Genomic DNA, 19737 nt, shown 5'->3' on the forward strand with positions numbered 1-19737 from the left:
GGACGGAGAGTGCTTGCTTATGGTAACGAACAGCCTGGTCTTCCGATTTTCCATCCAGCTGACGATCGTGATTGTGATTTTGTTTTCTGTGCTGGCTTTAAGCAATGTTTATTCGCTTGAGGTCGTTCGCGGCAATTACGAGTCTTACGCCCGCAACACGCTGGCCATTTACAAAACAGATATGCACAATCGGTTCAACAATTACGTCAAGGACCTTCTGGAGGTGCTGGACAATAATCTGGATCAGGCATCGCGTTACCCGTCGTGGAGCGAAGAAGAACGGTATTTTCAGTCCACGCAATTAAGGGCGGCTCTATCAGCCAAAATGGCGCGGAACGGCGCTAGCGACGGCATGTTTATCCAATTTGGAGTTGACGGCCTCCAGCTCGCCCAATTCGGCAGCCGCATCAGCCTCGACGAAAAGCTGGCCCTTATCGCATTTATCGGAGAACAAGCCTTTGCGCCGGATTCCGGCGCCGGCGTTGATGAATGGAGCCATTACGAGGTCAACAGGGAACATTATTTGTTTAAATATATAACGTATGCCGGCGTCAGCTTCGGGACGTTGGTTCAAGCGGATACGCTGATGTCCATGATGGGCGAAGGGGCAAATGACAGAGACTTTTATTCGCTGAGCTTTCGGGATGGAGCCTTGTTATCCGCTTCCGGAGCTATTCCCGAAACGTATGGGGGCCTGAAAACAAAGGAGGAGCTGGCCTCGTACTATCGGGGCAATTACCAGATGTTGACGGAGCCCATCCCGGAGTTTGGCGCCATGACTTCGCTTATCCCCAAACGCAGCATCTTTTTTGGGCTCAAATCCATTCAATGGCTGATCGTAGCGCTCGCGGTGTTGTCGGTCATCGTTGTGCCCATTGTGCTGCGCAACCTGGCCCGGGATATCCTCAAGCCGGTACTGGAGCTGGTTAAGGCGGCCAAAGAGGTGGAAAAAGGAAGTCATGAATTTGAGATTCCGCCGGGCCGTTATTCCATGGAGTTTACAAAGCTGTTTCATTCCTTTCAGTCCATGGTTCGCGAAATTACCGATTTGAAAATTCAATCCTACGAGGAGCAAATTGAGCGCAGCCGTTCCGAAATCAAATATTTGCAAATGCAGATCAGGCCCCATTTTTACCTGAATGCAATTTCGACGATCACAAGCTTGACTTATCAAAATAAAAACAGCGAGATTCGGGGGCTGATCGGTTACCTTTCCGAGCATCTTCGCTACATGTTCAGAAGCGGGCTTACGGAGGTAAGTCTGGAGGAAGAGATGCGCCATGCCGAAAACTACATCCGCATGCAGGAAATCCGGTACCCGGAGCGGATTTTTTATATGACTGAAATTCAAAAAGAGCTGGGAGAAGTGCGGATACCGCCATTTGCCATCCAGACGTTTATCGAAAACAGCTTTAAACACGCGTTGTTCTATGAGGAAATGCTGTCTATCTTTATCCAGGCGTCGGAGGTGGAGGAAAACGGAACGTCTTATGCCAAAATTGTTATAGAAGACAACGGGGAAGGTTTTCCCGAGGAGCAGCTGCGACGGAGCGGGCATGGCGACAGCGACGATACCGCCCGCGTCGGCATTGTCAACATAGCCAAAACGCTGGCGCTGCTTTACAAAAGAGACGACTTGCTCTGGCTGTCCAACAGAGAGCCTTGCGGCGCCAAAGTTGAGCTATGGATTCCGATTCGTAACAAATCCCAATGATGAAGAAGCAAAGGGGGAGAATGTTTTGCGGTGTTTGCTGATTGATGACGATGCTCCAACGATTGAAGCCTTGCTTAGCATCATGAAGTGGGAGGAGCTTGGCTTTACCGCGATTGATACGGCTTATAATATACAGGATGCCAGACAATTGTTCGCTACTGCCGAACCCGACGTCATTATTTGCGATATCGAGATGCCGCGAGGCTCCGGATTGGAAATGATCAAGTGGGTGAGAGAACAGGAATCACAATGCGGCTTTATCTTTTTTACCTGCCATGAAAGCTTTGAATTTGCGTCCAGCGCGATTGCATATAAGGCGGATTCCTACCTGGTCAAACCTCTGGATAAAAACAAATTAACCGCCGCATTGCAAAAGTCCGTAGAGTCGCTGGAGCAGCGCAGAAGCATGGGAAAGCTGGCCCATACGTGGCTGAAAAACAGGGATGTCGTGGAAAAAAGCTTTTGGAGCGATGTGCTGACGGCGGCGATTTCGCCGCGCAAGGAGCTGCTCGCCAGCGAGGTGGAGAAAAGAGGGTTGTCTATTCCGGCAGAGGGCCGTTTCCGCCTGATGCTGGTCAGCGTGCCGCAATCCCATCTGGAGCGGTCATGGGAAGATAGCCTGTTTCATTATGCGTTGTCCAATCTGTGCTGCGAGCTGCTGCTGGGAGAATTGAATCACAAACGGCTGATTGCGTACCGAAAGGAACAGGTGTTTTATAACTCCATCGTATGGGACGGCGCAACGGATCTCTCCGTCCTCCAGCGAAGCGCCGAAGAGTTTATTTCCGTGTGCGGACAATATTTGCAGTGCAAGGCAACCTGTTATATAGGAGAAGAGGTAGATATGGCGGGGCTAGCCCGCTCAAGAACCGGGCTGGAGGAGCTGGACGCGTCCAACATTATTTTCAGAGGCAGGGTGCAGCTGCAGCATGTTCCCTTTTCCTACGATACGGCGGAGCGTTATGCTCTTGATTTTGACGAATTTGCCATGCTTTTTGTCCAGAAGGAGAAGCTTCGCATCGTGAATCGGCTGAAAAAGGAGCTGGAGTATTTGGCTGGCCAAAACAGGCTGGATCAATTGACGCTGCATTCCATACGGGAAGATTTTCTCCAGGTCGTTTATTCCTTTTTGTCGCGTCACCACATTCAGGCGCATCGCTTGTTTGCGGACCAGGTATCGCAGCAGCTTTCTCATCATGCCGACAGCAGTGTCATTGATTTTATGAAGTGGGCGCATGTCGTCACAGAGAAGAGTATCGGTTACGCGGACGAATTGCTTCAATCCCAAAGCGCGGTCGAAAAGGCCAAACGTTTTATCCATGAACATTATCATCTGGACCTGAATCGCGAGGATGTGGCGGCAAGCGTCTATTTGACCGCAGATTATTTGGCGAAAACCTTTAAGCTGGAAACGGGACAGTCGATCAAGGAATACCTGAACGACTGCAGAATAAAAGCCGCTAAGCAATTGCTGGCGGGAAGCATGGAAAGCATCAGCGCTATCGCTCTGGAAACGGGTTTTGACAACTTATCCTATTTCTCCACCCTGTTCAAAAAAGCGACCGGCGACACGCCAAACGCATACCGCCAAAAATTCAAGCATGGCTAAGGTGCGTCTTATAAGTCACGCCCTAAGCGCGGCTCATTTTCCCTCTGGGGAAGGTGGGCCGTATTTTTGAAAAAAGAGGCGGTATTTTTAAAAGCCGCAGAACAAGCAGCGAGGTAAAATGGGGATGTACTTAACCAGAAAGGGGCAGATTTGAACATGAAAAAGGGGATAAACCTGCTTTTAGCAACGATTTTGTTAGGCGGAACCGTTTTATCGGCATGCGGCAATAAAAGTGATTCTGCAAGTCAAGGCGAGCAAGGAGGGAAGGTCGAAGAGATCGTATTCGCCATGCCGTCTTTCAACCGGATTCCGGAGGATCTGAGCCACGTCGAAGCAGCAATCAATGCCATTACCGTTGATAAAATCGGCGTCAAGGTGGATTTGCAAATTTACGGGCCGGCCGATTATGCGCAGAAGGTGAATCTTGCTCTGCAAAGCGGAGAAAAAATGGACATCTTCACAACGCTGGGCCAATTCTCCACCTACGTATCCAAAAGCCAGCTTTATCCGCTTGACGAGCTGCTGACTGAGCATGGCAAAGAGCTTATCGCAACGCTGGAAAAGGATTTTGGCGAGGATGCGCTTAAGGCCACAACGGTTAATGGCCAGATTTACGGCATTCCGGTCAATAAAGGGATGGCGCTGCCGGTCAATTTTGTCTATAACGCCGACATGCTGAAGGAAGCGGGCTTATCCGCCGACGATATCCAGACGGCAGACGATCTGCCAGCCGTATTCGATGCCGTAAAAGCGAAGTTTCCGGACGTCACGTCCTTTGCGCCTATTAACGTCAATCCAAGCGACACCAGCCTGGTCAATCTGCTGAAGGGTCAACATAAGGTCGACTTTTTGACGGATTCCACCGGAGTTGGCGTTGTGATTGGAGACAGCGGCAAAGTGGTCAATTTCTATGAGTCGGATGTCTTTATGGACGGCGCAACAATGATGAGGGATTGGTACAACAAAGGATATATCCAGAAGGATGCGGCCACTACAACGATTGGAGCGACAGAAATGATGGGCGCAGGACGAGCCTTTTCATTTATGGGCGGCTACAGCGGGCTGGAAGCAGCGAAGGCGATAAGCGCGCAAACCGGTAAAAATGTGGAGAGCAAACGGATCGCACCGTTTTACTTCGATACCAGCTCCGTCAATATGGTGAGCTGGATGGTCAACAGCACGACCAAGACGCCTGAAGCGTCCGTCAAGTTCCTGAATCTGCTGTATTCGGATTCTCAACTGATCAATACCGTTTTGTACGGCGTGGAGAATGAGGATTATGTCAGAGTTGGCGATCATCATATGAAATATCCAGACGGTAAAGACGCCAACACCGTTTCGTATACCGCGATGCTCAGCTCCGGCGTAGTGGGTTCGGAATCGATGCAATATCAGCTGGAGAGCGTCGACTGGTCGGATGTAGAGTTGAAGCTGAAGGAAAACAAGGAAACGGAACGTTCGCCATATTTCGGTTTTATCTTTGATCCCAATGAAGTCAGAACGCAGATCAGCGCGGTCAATAACGTAGTCAATCAGTATTTGCCCGGCTTTATGACCGGCTCGCTGGACCCCGAAACGGCTATTCCGGCTTTTGTCAAAGCGCTGAACGACGCGGGAGCGCAGGCGGTTATCGACAGCAAGCAAAAGCAGCTGGAGTCATGGCTGGCTTCCCAGAACCAATAAACGATTAGGAGTTAATCGGCATGAAGAGCAAAGCGAACAAACCACGACCGCTTAAGAAGACGGCTCCATTGCTGCTGCTCGCCGTACCGGGATTGCTGTATTTCTTTATCAACAGCTATATTCCGATGTTCGGTATATTTATCGCCTTCAAGGAGCCCAACTACGCCAAGGGCATTTTCCGGAGCGACTGGATCGGGCTGGATAATTTCAAGTTTCTTTTTCAAACAAGCGACGCTTGGATCATGACCCGGAATACGCTGCTGTACAACTTGGCGTTTATCGTTTTCGGCACCATTTTATCCATTATTATCGCCATTCTGATGGCAGAGCTGTTAACTAAATTTTTTACGAGAATGTATTTGTCGGGACTGGTTTTGCCAAGCCTGGTGTCGATGGTCGTGTTGTCCTTGCTTGTGTTTGCGTTCCTCAATGCGGACAGCGGCTTCATTAATACATCCATCCTTCGCCCGCTTGGCATTCCGGAAATCAACTGGTATTCCGAGCCGAAATATTGGCCGTACCTGCTTGTTTCCATCCAACTGTGGAAGACGGCCGGCTACGGCTCCATCATCTATTTTGCGGCGATTAGCGGCATCGACAAAAGTATTTATGAAGCGGCCAAAATCGATGGCGCGGGCAAGCTGAGGCAAATCCGCACGATTACATTGCCGCTGTTGAAACCAACGGTCATTATTCTGGCTTTGATGTCGATCGGCAGAATTTTCAACTCGGACTTTGGGTTGTTCTATCAGGTGCCTCTTAATGCAGGAGCGCTATACAGCACGACACAAACCATCGATACGTACGTCTACCGCGCGCTCATGCAGCTGAACGATATCGGAATGTCCGCGGCGGCGGGCTTGTATCAGTCGCTGGTTGGCTTTGCCCTGGTTGTCGCAGTCAATGCGATCGTCAGAAAACTAAGCCCGGACAACGCATTGTTTTAGGAGGAGAAGGCTATGATTCAAACAAGAGGAGAACGGGCATTTGCCTTATTCGCCGCCGTGTCGATGGGGATTTGGTCCTTGCTTGCCTTTATCCCGTTTCTATTAATTGCAGTTGCTTCCTTTACCTCCGAGACGGCGCTGGTTAGGGATGGCTATAGCTTTTTTCCGGCGGAGCTGAGCTTTGACGCCTATCTATACATGAAGTCGTCGGCTGGAACGTTTTTAAAAGCGTATGGGGTATCTTTTCTGGTTACAATTCTGGGAACGGGGGTTGGCCTGCTCATTACGAGCATGCTGGCTTACCCTATGTCCCGCCGGGATTTCAAGCATCATAATACGCTTGCGTTTATCGTATTTTTCACGATGCTGTTCAGCGGGGGCGTCGTTCCTTCCTACATTATGTGGACGCAGTTTTTTCACATCAAGGATTCGCTGGCGGCATTGATTATTCCCAATCTGCTGGCGAACGGCTTCAACGTCTTGCTGGTCCGCAATTATTTTAAAAACAGCGTGCCCATGGATTTGATCGAATCGGCCCAAATCGACGGCGCCTCTGAGCTGCGCACGTTTTTCCGGATTATGCTTCCGCTGTCCATCCCCGTGTTGGCGACGGTTGGTTTGTTTATGGGACTCGCTTATTGGAACGACTGGATTAACGCGCTTTATTTTATTTCCAAGCCGCAATATTACGGCATTCAGAACCTGTTGATCCGGCTGATGAACAACATCCAATACCTGAATTCGGGGCAAGCCAGCAGCATTTTGGGCGGCAATGCCGTCGAGCTTCCCAGCACCGCGGTCCGCATGGCTATGGCTGTGCTTGGCATCCTGCCGATTCTAGTCGTTCTGCCGACGCTGCAAAATTATTTGACCAAAGGCGTCGTCATCGGCGCGGTAAAAGGGTAAAAAGCGGAAAGCGTACTTTTTGAATCACCTTCTAAAATGAAAGTTCAAAAAGTTCGGCTGAGTCTCATATTCGACGCCGGCCATGCCGCCAGGCATGACCGGTAATGGAAAGCGTACTTTTTGAATCACCTTCTAAAATGAAAGTTCAAAAAGTTCGGTTTTCAATACCAAGAAGATGGGATCAAGCTAGGAATCGAGGACCGGAGCGTAGTGGCAGCTACGTGAGGACCGGAGATTTCGGCTGAGTCTCATATTCGACGCCGGCCATGCCGCCAGGCATGACCCGTAATGGAAAGCGTACTTTTTGAATCACCTTACAAAGGGAGATGTTTAATCGATGAAAGTTCAGGATGTTATCGACAACGTCTTGCTGGATAGCTGCGGAGGCAAAAAGCTGGAGAAAACGTTTGACGTGTTGGCAAGCGGCCATCCCGACATGGAGGTCACCGGCATCGTAACGACCTTTATGGCGACGGTTGAAGTCATTCGAAGAGCGATCCAGCTTGGCGCCAATCTGATTATTACGCATGAGCCTACGTATTTTACGGGAGCCGACGATCTGGAATGGCTGGAGAACGATCCGGTCTATTTGGCCAAAAAGGAATTGATACAGCAAAATGGCATCGCCATATGGCGTTTCCATGATCATATGCATCTGGCCAAAACCGACCGGATTTATGACGGCCTGATCCGCCAGCTTGGCTGGGAAGGGAAACAGCTGGACCCTCTTTCCCCGTGGGGATACGGCATTGAGGAAACAACGGTGCAAGACCTGACCGCCTTCCTGAAGGAACGGCTTGAGATGGAGCACATTCGAATTGTGGGACGTCCTGATATGAGCTGCTCCAGAATCGGAATTTTGGTCGGCGGCGGAAGCCTGGGACTTGGCAGAGAGCAGATGCCCATGGAACTGATGCGGGACCGTGACCTGGATGTCATGATTTGCGGCGAAATTACAGAGTGGACGTTGTGCGCCTATGTCAACGACGCCTCGATGCTGGGCATGAACAAAGCGATGATTATCGTTGGTCATGAACGTACCGAGGAGTGGGGCATGAAAGACATGGCGGAATGGCTAAAACCGCTGGCTGGCGGGTTGCCCGTTCATTTTGTAGATGCCAGGGAGCCGTTCCGTCATCTATAAGAGGATATTCAAAACGTCCGCTCGCGAATGGAGTCAACAGGAGGAGTACCCAGTGCCAGAATTTCACGAAAGTTATGTCTTTGAACAAAAAAGGAATGACGTGCTTGCGGTTGGAGAGCTGCTGGTGGACTTGATTTCCGGGGATTACGACACAGCCTTCGGAGAATCCAGTTTCCAGCCTTACTTTGGCGGCTCTCCCGCCAATATCGCCATGAATATCAAGCGGTTGGGCGGCAGCTCCGCCATTGCATCGGCCGTTGGCAATGACAGGCCGGGACAGTATTTGCTCCGCCATTTGGAGGCGGCAGGCATCGCTTCCGATCTGGTGGCCGTTACGGAGGAGTCCACAAGCCTTGTTTTGCTCAACAAAAGCCGCAATTCTCCTATTCCCGTTTTTTACCGCAACGCCGATTTCCAGCTTCCCTATACGGAGGGACTGGAGCTGGCGCTGCAGGACTCCAAAATTCTGCATTTCTCCTGCTGGCCCATTTCCATGCTGCCCGCGCGGGAGACGATACAGCGGCTGGTGGAATCCGCCAAGCGGCAAAACGTGCTCATTGGATTTGACCCCAATTACCATCCCGCTATTTGGCAGAAGGGCGAAGACGGGGCTGCGTATGTCAAAAGGGTGATTGGTCATGCCGATATCGTCAAACCTTCGGATGATGATGCGGAAAGGCTGTTTGGGCCGGATACGCCGCAAAACCAGCTGCAGAAGTTTCTGGAGCTTGGAGCCAAGCTGGTCATTTTGACGCTGGGCAAAGAGGGAGCGATTGCTTCCAACGGCTCGGAAACTCTCTTCTTCCCAACTATGGCCCAGGAAGTAGCGGATACAACGGGGGCGGGCGACGCGTTTTGGTCGGGCTTATACGCCGCTTTGACGCAGGGCTATAGCATTCGGGAAGCGATTATGCTGGGGTTTGCCGTTACCGCGTACAAGCTTAAGTATGTGGGAGCTGTTGCGGAACTGCCGCCGCTGGGCGAAATTGGAGGCATCTACAACCTTTAGGAGGCATCGCTTTATGGCTGTAAAAAACCAAGTGGGGCTCATTACGTACCCGGATTCGCTCGGCGGCAATTTAAAGAGTCTTCATTATGTGCTTGAGAACTGTTTTTCCGGCGTTTTTAAAGGCGGCGTTCATATTTTGCCTCCGTTTCCGTCCACCGGCGACAGGGGATTTGCTCCCAAAACCTATCTGGAAATCGAGCCTGAATTCGGGACGTGGGAGGATATCCGCGCGATCGGCAGAGATTATGACGTGCTGATTGATATGATGGTTAATCATATCTCCCGCCAATCCCCCTATGTTCAGGACTTCCTGGAAAACGGCTCGGAATCGGCCTATGCCGACATGTTTTTGACGCTGGACAAGCTTTGGGAGGATGGCGTGCCGGTACAGGCGGATATAGAGGGGATGTTTTTGCGCAGGCCGCGTCCTTACTCCACTTATTCTGTAGGAGATTCAGGCGAAAGCCTGTCGTTATGGACCACTTTTGGCAAAAGCGACCCGTCGGAGCAAATCGATCTGGATGTCCGTTCGGAGCAGGTTCGGACGTTGTTTCGGGAATTTTTGCTGAATTTCAAACGGCATAATGTCAAAATCGTCCGGCTGGATGCCGTTGGTTACGTCATTAAGAAACTGGGCACCAGCTGCTTTTTTGTGGAGCCGGACATATTCGATTTTCTGGACTGGATGATGGAGCTGGCCGCTTCGCTGGATATGGAGCTTTTGCCGGAAGTCCATTCCCACTATTCCATTCAATACAAGCTTGCCGAGCACGGCTGCTGGATTTACGATTTTATTTTGCCGTATCGCATATTAAGCGCTTTGCTGGACCATGACGGCAAGGAGCTGGTCCATTATTTGAGGACCCGTCCGGCAAAGCAGTTTACGATGCTGGACTGCCATGACGGCATACCGGTCAAGCCGGATCTGGATGATCTGGCGGCTGTCGAGGATGCCAGAAAAGTCGTGGATACATGCGTGGAGCGGGGCGCCAACCTTAGCCTGGTGCTGTCGGAGAAGCATAAGGGCGAGGACGGTTTCGACGTCCATCAGATTCGCTGCTCCTATTATTCCGTTCTGGGCTGCGACGACGATGCTTATCTCGCCGCCAGAGCCATCCAGTTTTTTGCTCCCGGCATCCCTCAAGTTTATTATGTAGGACTGCTGGCGGGGAAAACGATGATGAACGGGTCGCCGAAACGGGAGAAGGCCGCGAAATTAACCGCCACAACTACAGCATGGAGGAAATCAGGGAGTCGCTAAAGAAACCGGTTGTCAAGCGGCTTCTTGACTTGATCCGGTTCCGCAATGAATACGAAGCATTCCAGGGCGAATTCCAGGTGCTTGATTCGCCGCAGGATGGGCTCAGGCTGGCATGGACAAAAGGAGATTTCTTCTGCGAGCTGGAGGTCGATCTGCCTACCGGTCGTTCCGTCATCTCCTATAGCGATGAACGGGGCATGCCTCGGAAATATATCGTTTAAAGCAACATAAGTTGAACCTATAAAAACAAGCGTTGGGCCAGAGTGTGAATGGTTCTGAATAAGGCCGTCCCGCAAGAGCAGATTATTCTGCGGCGGGGCGGCTTTTTTTCGTTATTTGGTTCTCCGAGGATTTAATTCGCAAAAGTGGTCAACAAACGGACGATAAGTAAAAAATTGTGGATTGAGTCCGGTGTGATTTTCGTTATAATTAGACAATTAATGGTCATGGGAGGGGTTGTCAGTTGCAGATTAGCGGGAAGCGCGTGATCAGATTGCTGTTATCCGCCTTTGTCATGAGCAATATGCTTGTATCGTGCAGCCAGGGGTTAGGCCCAAATGACATTCAGGAATCGGAGAACAGTCCTGATGCCATCTATGATGACGCGTATTTAAGCCGGTACGATCCGCCTGTCCGTCTGACCCTGGCAAGAGAAGTAGGAGACGGCCTTAAAGGGCTGATTGACGATTTGCCCGGCGAAACACTGGAGGACAACCGCTGGAGCCGATTATATCGTGATGTGCTGGGCATCGAAATCGCCTACGACTGGACGGCCAGGAGTGAGCAATATTACAAAAAGCTTGATATTATGCTGGCTTCAGGCAGACTGCCCGACGTCGTCAAGGTTAACGGGCAGCAGCTCAGACAGCTAAGCAATGCCGGCCTCATTCAGGAATTGACAAGCTCCTATGAAACGTACGCTTCGCCGTTTACGAAAGAAATTTTGACGCAGGAGGGCGCGGGAGCGCTTGAATCCGGTACGATCAACGGCAAGCTGATGGGTATTCCGGAAACGGACGCATCCATTGAAAAAGCGTTGTATCTCTGGATTCGGACGGATTGGATGGAGGAGTTGAAACTTTCGCCTCCCGAAACGATGCAGGATGTTTTGGCAATATCGAAAGCGTTTACAGATAGAGATCCCGACGGCAATGGAATCAAGGATACGTATGGCTTGGCGGCCACTCAATACCTGTTTGATCCCGTTATGGGATTAACCGGCTTTATGGCGGGATACGGGGCTTACCCGTCCATCTGGCTCAAGGATGAAAACGGAAGGCTGGTCTACGGCGGCATACAGCCCGAAGTTAAGGACGCGCTGGAAGCCCTGCAAATCCTGTACAGAGACGGTCAGCTGGATAGCGAGTTTGCGATTAAATCCGGCGGGAAAGTGAAGCAGCAGATTGCGGACGGAAAAATCGGCATGATGTATGGAGAGCAATGGGCATCCTTTGTGGCACAAGGAAGCAGAGGCGCCGAACCTGCCTCGGATTGGCAGGCTTACCCTATTGTATCCGCTACGGAACAGCCCGTTTACGTGCCGCTGAAGTTCAACACCAACCAGTTCTATGCGGTGAGAAAGGATTACGCTCATCCCGAAGCCGTCGTCAAGCTTTTTAACCTACATCTGGAGAAAAATTGGGGGAAAACAGCAGAATACGAGGTTTATTACAATACCTCGTATCCCGTGTGGGGCCTTTCTCCCGTCACGCCGTTTCCCGCCAAAAAAAACCTGGAGGCTTACCGGCAAATCAAGGAGGCGCATGAGAGCGGCCAGGAGGCGCTGCTTCAGGACGAAGCGCGGTTTATCCAGAAAAAAATGGATCTGTACGCAGCGGGAATGGAGGACAGCGAATCCGGCTGGGGCTGGGAAAAAACGTATGGCAAAACCGGCGCGATGAGCGTACTGGACAGCTATGAACAAAACAATCAGCTGCTTTTTGACGCATTTGTAGGCGCGCCCACTGAAGCTATGATCGAAAAACAAATCATTTTGGACAATCTGCGCCATGATGTCTTTATCAATATCATTTTGGGGAACCCACTTGAGGAATTCGACCGGTTCGTGGAGGAGTGGATGATACTGGGAGGCGCGCAAATAACGGCCGAGGTTAACCAGTGGTATGAGGAAAGAGGACAAGACCTCCAATAAGAGATTATTGTTACAATTAGCAACCTAGCGGCATTGGAGGCATTCAAGTGTTCAAAATTCCGGCAAAAGCCTTGCGAAATACGATTTTTGTCAGGCTGCTGACAACTTATTTTTTTATTATTTTGCCCATTATTCTGCTTGGCATCTATCTCTACAATTGGAGCTATCAAAACGCGAGCGATGAAATATCCAGAAACATGAGGGCGCAGCTTACCGCCTATCTGGATGATTTGAATCGTGAAATCGAATGGATGGAAATTCAGCAATACGATCTCCTGCAGGACGGCGATTTAAACAAAATGGCTCTGATGTGGGAGCAGATGAGCAGCGTCGACCGGAAGGCCAGCCTGAATGACATTCTGCCCAGGCTTGTATCCATCAAAAACAGCAGCGCCTATATTAAGGATGTGGATGTGCATGTGCGCTCCATTGACAAAACGATTACGGCGATGACGGGCGTTAATCCTTTTGAGACAGAACGGTACGAGGAAATCAACAGGGTAAGCGCCCGGCCCAACAGCCGGCCGTTCCGGATCGGGGATTCCTTTCATCTGGCGGCGTTTAAGCAAGGCGCCAAAAAAGGGCAGGAGCCATTGTTTGCCGTCGTGATCGAGCTGGACGAGGATATGCTGAAGGAGTCTCTGATTCAGCTTGGCGTTTATCCCGAAAGCGGATCGTTCCTGATTTCGGAGCTGTCGGGATTTACCTTGGCGGACGGAGAAGAAACGGGGCGGATCATGCAAAGTTATATGGAGGGCGGCCGGATGAACGAAACGTCTTCCCTGGAGGTGGAAGGCGAAAGCTATTTGATTGACCAGGCCTATTCCGATGATCTGAAGTTGTCTATCGTTACGTATTTGCCGACCGATGTGGTCAAAAGGCCGCTGAGCAAGTTTTACGCCTGGGCGTGGCTGTTTGCGCTGATGTCCTTGATGGCCATGTTTGTTTATGTGTACTCGACGTACAAATTTGTCCATAAGCCGCTTCTTATTCTTGTGCAAAGCTTTCGGAAAATGGAGGGCGGCACTTTCGATATGCAAATCCAGCACAGGCAAAGCGATGAGTTCGGCTACCTGTACGACCGGTTTAATCATATGCTCAAACGGCTGCAAGCGCTCATCGATCAGGATTTCAAACAAAAACTGATGATGCAAAGGGCGGAATTGAAGCAGCTGCAATCGCAAATCAACCCTCATTTTCTCTATAACAGCTTTTTTATTCTGAATTCGCTTGCCAAAACGGGAGATCACGAACGCATCGAAATGTTCACGAACATGCTGGGCGAATATTTCCGGTTTATTACGCGCAACGGCGAGGACAATGTCAAGCTGTCGGAAGAGGTCAGACATTCGCGCATGTACACCGAAATCCAGAAGCTTCGCTTCTCGCGGCGCATTAGCGTCGAATTTCAAGAGCTGCCGGAGGAGCTTGAGCACATCAAGGTGCCTCGGCTGATTATTCAGCCCATCATTGAAAATGCCTATGAGCATTGCCTGGAGAAGTTATCCGGCGAAGGATTGCTGCGGGTTTCGTTCGAGTCTTCGTCCGACGAAATTTCCATTTCGGTGGAAGATAACGGAGCGGACCTCAGCGACGATGAAATCGCAGCTTTGAGCAAAAGGCTGGAGGATACGGACCACAGCCACGAAATGACGGGGTTGATCAACATTCACCGGCGCATTGCGCTGACGTACGGAAAAGGAAGCGGGCTCTTTTTGTCCAGAAGTCAGTTAAATGGCCTGAAGGTCGTTATTGTAATCACATTGTCGGGGGAGAACGGACATGTATAGATTGCTGGTTGTGGATGACGAGGAGATCATTACCGACGGGTTGTACGAAGTGTTCTACAAGTGGATGCCCGACAAGCTGGATGTCTGCCGGGCCTACTCCGGGAAGGAGGCGCTGGGTTGGATGTCGCGTACACGGATCGATATCGTGCTCACCGATATCCGCATGCCGGGCATGAGCGGGCTGGAGTTAAGCGAGCAAATCCGGAAATTGTGGCCTAGATGCAGAGTTGTTTTTTTGACGGGATACAGCGAATTCGATTATGCCTACCAGGCGATCCAGACTCCCAATGCCCGCTACCTGCTAAAAACCGAAGGGTATGACAAGGTTATGGCGACGGTGCTGGAGGTGGTCCAGGAATTCGAGAGAGACGGCCGAATGGGTGAAAAGCTGCAAAGGCTGCAGGAGCAAAGCGAAACGCTGGTTTATTTGGAGCAATGGGAATTATTGCGTCAGCTTGTTGCGGACAGCTCGTTGATAGAGGGCTATGGGGAGCGATTGGCGGACGATTTGGGCAAGCTGGACATTCCGCTGAATCCGGAACAACCCGTCATGCTGACGTTGGGCCGAATTTCCTCCAACCCGGGTAAATCCTATGGCGAAAAAAGAGATGCCTTTAAGGCTGTTCAGCTGATCTGGAACTCTTTTATGGGGGATGGCATTCAAAGCGCGGCCATGATGGACCTGCATGGAGATATGGTGTGGCTGCTGCAGCTGCGGGCGCAAGAACAGGAGGCGGAGAAAAACCTGCCGCTATACCTGGAAGGCACGCTGGAGCTGATCCAGGAAGCCTGCATGTCGTCGCTAGGCCTTTCCCTCGCGTTCACCTTCAGCGGCTGCGCTTGCCAGTGGAAGGAGATAACGCCGCAATACGACCGATTGAGACAGCTGCAGCAATTAAAGGTCGGCGACGGCATCTCCATGATTTTGAAGGATCGCACAGAACCGTCCGAGACCTACAGCGAAAAAAGCGATGCCGCAGCTGCGGTCAGATCGGACAGCATGGAGGCTCATCTGGAGGCCGGGCGCGAAGATGATTTCCTGCGGGAGCTGAAGCAGCTGGAAGGGGCCGTTCTGAATGGCAACGGCAATGTGGAGCTGGCTGCCCAAGCCTATTATTCCGTCGCTTTGGTCCTGCTCTCCGGCATAAAGCGAATAGGCCCGCAGGCGCGGGTTGGAGAACGCGAGAAGCTGCTGCGGCTGGACGGTCACGCCTCCATCAAAGAAGCATTCCGCTACCTGGAGCAGACGGCGGGGGAGCTGTTCCGATTCAAGTCCATGGATGACCGGGACAAAACGAGTCATGTAATCGATCGGCTTTGCCAATACATCGAGGAGCATCTGGGCGAGGATGTTTCTCTTGTTCATCTGGCGGAGGTCCATTATTTCAATCCCTCCTACCTTTCCCGTTTGTTCAAGCAGGAGCGCGGCATCAATTTATCGGAATATATCGACAAATGCAGAATCAGGCGGTCCAAGGAGCTGCTCAAGGGCGCGGATCTCAAAATCAGGGAGGTTGCCTTGCTGGTAGGTTACGACGCTGCCCATTCCTTCACGCGTTTCTTCAAAAAAGCTACGGGCCTGACCCCCCAGGAATACCGGGACAGCTTGGTCAAATACGGGTAAAGCGGTTCTGCTGTCTAAGCTTCAGCTATAAAAGTGACTCGAACAAAATCCAGTGCATGGCCTCAACCGAGATGAACCGCTGCGGAAAAAAGGGTTCTTCCGCTTGCTGAATTCGGCTTATAAACGGTACGTTGCGTCTTTGCGGAGTGCCGGGGCCGGAGGCTAGCTGCACGCTACGGACATCCATGACCGTTAAAGCCTTGTTTTGATGAAATATCCAATTTTAAAGGTCATGCATGACCGTAAAAGCTTACATTCATCCCCAAAACGTGACTTTTGAGACTCTAAAGGACGCTGGTGACCGTTAGCTGGGGTCAATGTAGCCATTTGAGGCTCTAGCGGCCATCGGTGACCATTAGACAGGCGAAAATGTGGAAACAACAGCGATCGGAATAAGTATTCACGCGGCGGTCAACTGTCGAAGCTATGAACTTTATTGTTCAAGTCCGTCGTAGCTCATCGTTCACCTTATATAGACTTTGACAGGTAAGAGAAACGCGATTCGGCAGGTTGTTCCCCGATCTGCGAGGCCGTACACTTTTTAGTGTAAGCCGCTTCGTCTTATCCCGCCCAGCGGGAGAGGCCATAAGAGGGCTTGGACTAAATGGGCAAGGGAGGCGTTACGATTGCTGAACGGAAAAAGAAGCATCCTTTTGGCAGCCGCCGTGGTCATGATCCTGTCGGTTGTGGCGTTTATCCTTTACAAGCCATCTATGGCGCCCAAGGCTGAAGAAACGCTTGCGCTCCTTCCAGCCGTTTATTTGGAAGCGGATGGCGAGCTGGAGAAAAAAGCGGGAAGCATGTTCCAGCTGCGTCTGCTTGCCGACCCATTGCCTGCGGGGTGGGAAGCCATAAGCCTGGAGGCATTTGTACAGCTGCCGGATCTGTTTGAAGCGGACGCCGTGGTGCCCAATTCGGGCAATCTGGTCGCGGATGAGGTGAGCTTTAGTCCAGCAGACGGAGGCATACGGATTATCATGCGCAATGGAGACGGTTCTGCCGTTTCTTTTTCCAACGAAGCCGCGGGCAACGAATTGTTGACGCTGATTCTAAAAAGCAATCGGGAGTTGAGGGGAAAAATGAGCGAAGAAATTAAAGTGAACAAATTGGAAGCAACAATCTCTGACGGGGAAAATCAAGCCTACGATGTGAGCGGAGCAACGGCTTCTGCGGCCTACAGTCCGCCAACTGCTGCTGTCGGCAAGCTGCCGTCCAATGGAAATCCGGTCGTCGCCCATAAATTTGGAGCCGACCCGTATACTCTTGTTTTTGATGGAAGGGTCTATCTGTACAATACCTATGACGTGTTTGAATATGATGCTGAAGGCAACGTTAAAGACAATTCCTACAGCTCCATCAACAGGCTGTCGGTTATTTCCTCCGATGATTTGGTCAACTGGACCGATCACGGCTACATCAATGTAGCGGGGCGGGAAGGCGCAGCCAAGTGGGCGACGCAATCCTGGGCTCCCGCCGCCGCCCATAAAGTCATCGACGGCAAGGATCAATTTTTCCTTTATTTCGCCAACAATGCCAGCCATATCGGGGTATTGGTTGGAGACAGCCCTACCGGCCCTTGGAGAGATCCAATCGGCAAGCCGCTAATTACAAGAGAAACACCTGGCGTCAAGGATGTGACCTGGCTGTTCGATCCCGCCGTGCTGGTGGATGATGACGGCAAGGCGTATATTTACTTCGGCGGCGGTATTCCGGAAGGGCAAGCGGCTATGCCGAATACGGCCCGCGTGATGGAGCTTGGCGTCGATATGACCAGCGTTGTGGGCGAAGCCGCCGTTATTCCGGCTCCCTTCATGTTTGAGGATTCCGGTATTAATAAGGTAAACGGGCTGTATTATTACACCTACTGCACCAACTTTATTCAGGAGGTTCGCACGGCGGATAGCCCGCCTGCCGGGGAAATTGCTTATATGGTCAGCGAAAACCCCATGGGCCCTTGGAGCTACAAAGGGACGATTCTGAAAAATCCGGGCCATTTCTTTGGAGTTGGCGGCAACAATCACCATGTCATTTTCCAATTCCAAGAATCCTATTATATTGCCTACCATGCCCAAACATTGTCCAAAGCAATGGGGCAGCCCAAAGGTTACCGCTCGACCCATCTGAATCAGGTCGTATTTGAAGACAACGGCGATATCCGGGAAATCGTAGCGAACTTTGAGGGCGTTGCTCAGGTACGTCACCTTGATCCGTATGAGCTGACCGACGCGGCGACGATTGGATGGAGCGCTGGAATCGCAACCGAGCTGGTTGAAGCGGCTTCGGAAAAGAAAGGACCTTCCCTTATCGTCACGGATATTCACAATGGTGATTGGGTAGCTGTGTCAGGAGCAGACTTTGGCGAAGGCGCCGCTTCCTTTGCCGCATCGGCGGCCGGAGGAGAAGGCGGGATCATTGAACTGCGGCTGGATAACCCGGAAGGGGAAAAAATCGGACAAGTGACCGTTACTCCTTCAGCAAACGGAGATAGCTGGCAGGAATGGAGAACGGAGGTATCGGGCGCAGCCGGTATCCGCGATTTGTATCTTGTTTTTAAAGGCAAAGAGGAAGTTCCGCTGTTCACGCTGGGGACTTGGCAGTTCAATCGGTCCTGATGCCCCGATACCGTTGAAGACTCTGCTTCGCAGCAAAGAAATAACGCTCCCGATTGCCAATGCTGGCGAATCGGGAGCGTTTTATTGCTTCACTAATCTCGGGAATTTGGCCAATAAATGCGATAGTTTCCGCTTAAACCAAGCAGGCTGAAAAAATAGAGACAATTGTCGTAGTAGCGCCGGTCGCCATCGCGCAGCGGCGTATCGCAGAAGAGGCGGACAAAATATTCGGCATTGTCGCCTTCCGCCGCCATGGAAGCCATGGCGTTGCTGGCCAACAAGCCGATGGGGTGCAAGGCCGGTTCGTCGAAGGCTCTGCCATCGATGGCGTAACGGCGGTAATCCGAAACGTCGATTCCCCGGAAAAAGTGCTGGATGCGATTGCTTTGTTTGACTTGCCATGGGTCGGCGCGGAACCATTCCCAATCCAGCGCAATATTGGCCGCTACGCGGTAAGCGTCGCTGTAAAAATGCCGGAAATCGCCATGAGGCTGCGGAGGAGCCGGCGTTCCGTCGTAATTCGCGTATTCCGGCGCCAGGCCGGTGACGGGATGGCATGACGTTTGCAAATAGGCCCGGCTGGCGTCAGCGGCTTCCTTCCAGAATGGCCGATCCTCTTCATCGGCCCAAAGGGCAAAAAGCTCGTAGAAATGGGGAAGATGATAGGAAGGATCGCTGAAAGGCGATTCCGGTATAAATTTAATCAGCTTGGTTGCGGGATCCCACATGGGATCGCCTTCCCCGTCCTCGCCTTGATGGACGCAGGCGCGCAGAATGATTCTGGCCTGGACTGAATAATCATACGGCTCTGCTCGATCACCCCAACGGTGCGAAGCGAAAAAAAGCGCCATAGCGAAAAATTCCTCTCCGTCGGGAGCGGGGCCTTGGGAGATTACCGTGCCGTCCGGTTTGCAATGCCAGGCAAAGTAATGCTTATAGCGCCCCTCGGCATGCTGCATGTAGGTTTTGGCAAAGGTCCACAGCTTGTCGAATTCCTCCTGCCTGTCCATTTGCACGGCCATCATCATCCCGTAGGACATGCCTTCCGTCCGAACATCGTTATTGCCGGTGTCCAGAATATAGCCCATATTGGAGCTTGCGGGATAATAAAATCTGATGGTATCATCACCGTAAAATAAGTCAGACCAGGTTTTTTGCAGTTTCTGAGTCACGGCTTCTTCATCGTAGCCGAAGTCTTGAAAACGGTTGCGGTAAATTCCGTTGTGAAACGCCCCTTTGTTTTTGTCGGTCATCCTTTTCATCAACCTCCCTGATATTCGTTATAG

12 protein-coding genes and 1 pseudogene are annotated in these 19737 nt (G+C 51.4%); 12 read left to right on the forward strand and 1 reads right to left on the reverse strand.

The annotated features are described in order from the left end of the window. The first annotated feature begins 19 nt into the window (after positions 1-19). From ACX93W_RS20550 to ACX93W_RS20605, 12 genes and pseudogenes are all read left to right on the forward strand, one after another. On the forward strand, positions 20-1714 hold the full coding sequence (locus tag ACX93W_RS20550) for a sensor histidine kinase (RefSeq protein WP_459394237.1): 1695 nt from the start codon (positions 20-22) through the stop codon (positions 1712-1714). 25 nt (positions 1715-1739) lie between these two features. Beyond that, a complete protein-coding gene (locus ACX93W_RS20555; RefSeq protein ID WP_459394238.1) occupies positions 1740-3323 on the forward strand; it encodes a response regulator transcription factor in 1584 nt (527 codons plus the stop codon). Positions 3324-3479: 156 nt separating this feature from the next. Further along, a complete protein-coding gene (locus ACX93W_RS20560; protein ID WP_459394239.1) occupies positions 3480-5006 on the forward strand; it encodes an ABC transporter substrate-binding protein in 1527 nt (508 codons plus the stop codon). A gap of 20 nt (positions 5007-5026) precedes the next feature. Next, positions 5027-5953, forward strand: coding sequence for an ABC transporter permease (locus ACX93W_RS20565; protein ID WP_459394240.1), 927 nt, complete (start codon positions 5027-5029; stop codon positions 5951-5953). A gap of 12 nt (positions 5954-5965) precedes the next feature. Then, positions 5966-6859, forward strand: coding sequence for a carbohydrate ABC transporter permease (locus tag ACX93W_RS20570; RefSeq protein ID WP_459394241.1), 894 nt, complete (start codon positions 5966-5968; stop codon positions 6857-6859). Between the two features lie 337 nt (positions 6860-7196). Then, entirely contained in the window at positions 7197-8003 is an 807-nt protein-coding gene (locus ACX93W_RS20575; RefSeq protein ID WP_459394242.1) for a Nif3-like dinuclear metal center hexameric protein, read from the forward strand. Positions 8004-8055: 52 nt separating this feature from the next. Continuing rightward, complete coding sequence (locus ACX93W_RS20580) at positions 8056-9012, forward strand: carbohydrate kinase family protein (RefSeq protein ID WP_459394243.1); 957 nt, start codon at positions 8056-8058, stop codon at positions 9010-9012. Positions 9013-9025: 13 nt separating this feature from the next. Continuing rightward, positions 9026-10494, forward strand: a pseudogene (gene gtfA / locus ACX93W_RS20585) (sucrose phosphorylase). 293 nt (positions 10495-10787) lie between these two features. After that, positions 10788-12425: an extracellular solute-binding protein gene (locus ACX93W_RS20590; RefSeq protein ID WP_459394304.1), complete on the forward strand. Its 1638-nt coding sequence runs from the start codon at positions 10788-10790 to the stop codon at positions 12423-12425. Between the two features lie 47 nt (positions 12426-12472). Then, entirely contained in the window at positions 12473-14215 is a 1743-nt protein-coding gene (locus tag ACX93W_RS20595) for a sensor histidine kinase (RefSeq protein WP_459394244.1), read from the forward strand. Next, positions 14208-15839, forward strand: a complete 1632-nt coding sequence (locus ACX93W_RS20600) for a response regulator transcription factor (protein ID WP_459394245.1) — start codon at positions 14208-14210, stop codon at positions 15837-15839. Before ACX93W_RS20595 ends, ACX93W_RS20600 begins: the two co-directional genes overlap by 8 nt. A gap of 626 nt (positions 15840-16465) precedes the next feature. After that, positions 16466-18451 (forward strand): glycoside hydrolase family 43 protein, encoded by a 1986-nt coding sequence (locus ACX93W_RS20605; RefSeq protein WP_459394246.1) that lies wholly within the window; start codon positions 16466-16468, stop codon positions 18449-18451. 92 nt (positions 18452-18543) lie between these two features. Here ACX93W_RS20605 and ACX93W_RS20610 read toward each other — a convergent pair whose 3' ends face one another. Further along, positions 18544-19704 carry a glycosyl hydrolase family 8 gene (locus ACX93W_RS20610; RefSeq protein WP_459394247.1) on the reverse strand — a complete coding sequence of 387 codons (1161 nt, stop codon included), beginning with the start codon at positions 19702-19704 and terminating at the stop codon, positions 18544-18546. Positions 19705-19737 lie beyond the last annotated feature (33 nt).

The sequence above is a fragment of the Paenibacillus sp. CAU 1782 genome, from assembly GCF_054551715.1.

Coding starts and splice junctions, on each gene's coding strand:
- ACX93W_RS20550 (WP_459394237.1), top strand. CDS start 20: ATGGTAACGAACAGCCTGGTCTTCCGATTTTCCATCCAGCTGACGATC.
- ACX93W_RS20560 (WP_459394239.1), top strand. CDS start 3,480: ATGAAAAAGGGGATAAACCTGCTTTTAGCAACGATTTTGTTAGGCGGA.
- ACX93W_RS20565 (WP_459394240.1), top strand. CDS start 5,027: ATGAAGAGCAAAGCGAACAAACCACGACCGCTTAAGAAGACGGCTCCA.
- ACX93W_RS20570 (WP_459394241.1), top strand. CDS start 5,966: ATGATTCAAACAAGAGGAGAACGGGCATTTGCCTTATTCGCCGCCGTG.
- ACX93W_RS20575 (WP_459394242.1), top strand. CDS start 7,197: ATGAAAGTTCAGGATGTTATCGACAACGTCTTGCTGGATAGCTGCGGA.
- ACX93W_RS20590 (WP_459394304.1), top strand. CDS start 10,788: ATGAGCAATATGCTTGTATCGTGCAGCCAGGGGTTAGGCCCAAATGAC.
- ACX93W_RS20600 (WP_459394245.1), top strand. CDS start 14,208: ATGTATAGATTGCTGGTTGTGGATGACGAGGAGATCATTACCGACGGG.
- ACX93W_RS20610 (WP_459394247.1), bottom strand. CDS start 19,704: ATGACCGACAAAAACAAAGGGGCGTTTCACAACGGAATTTACCGCAAC.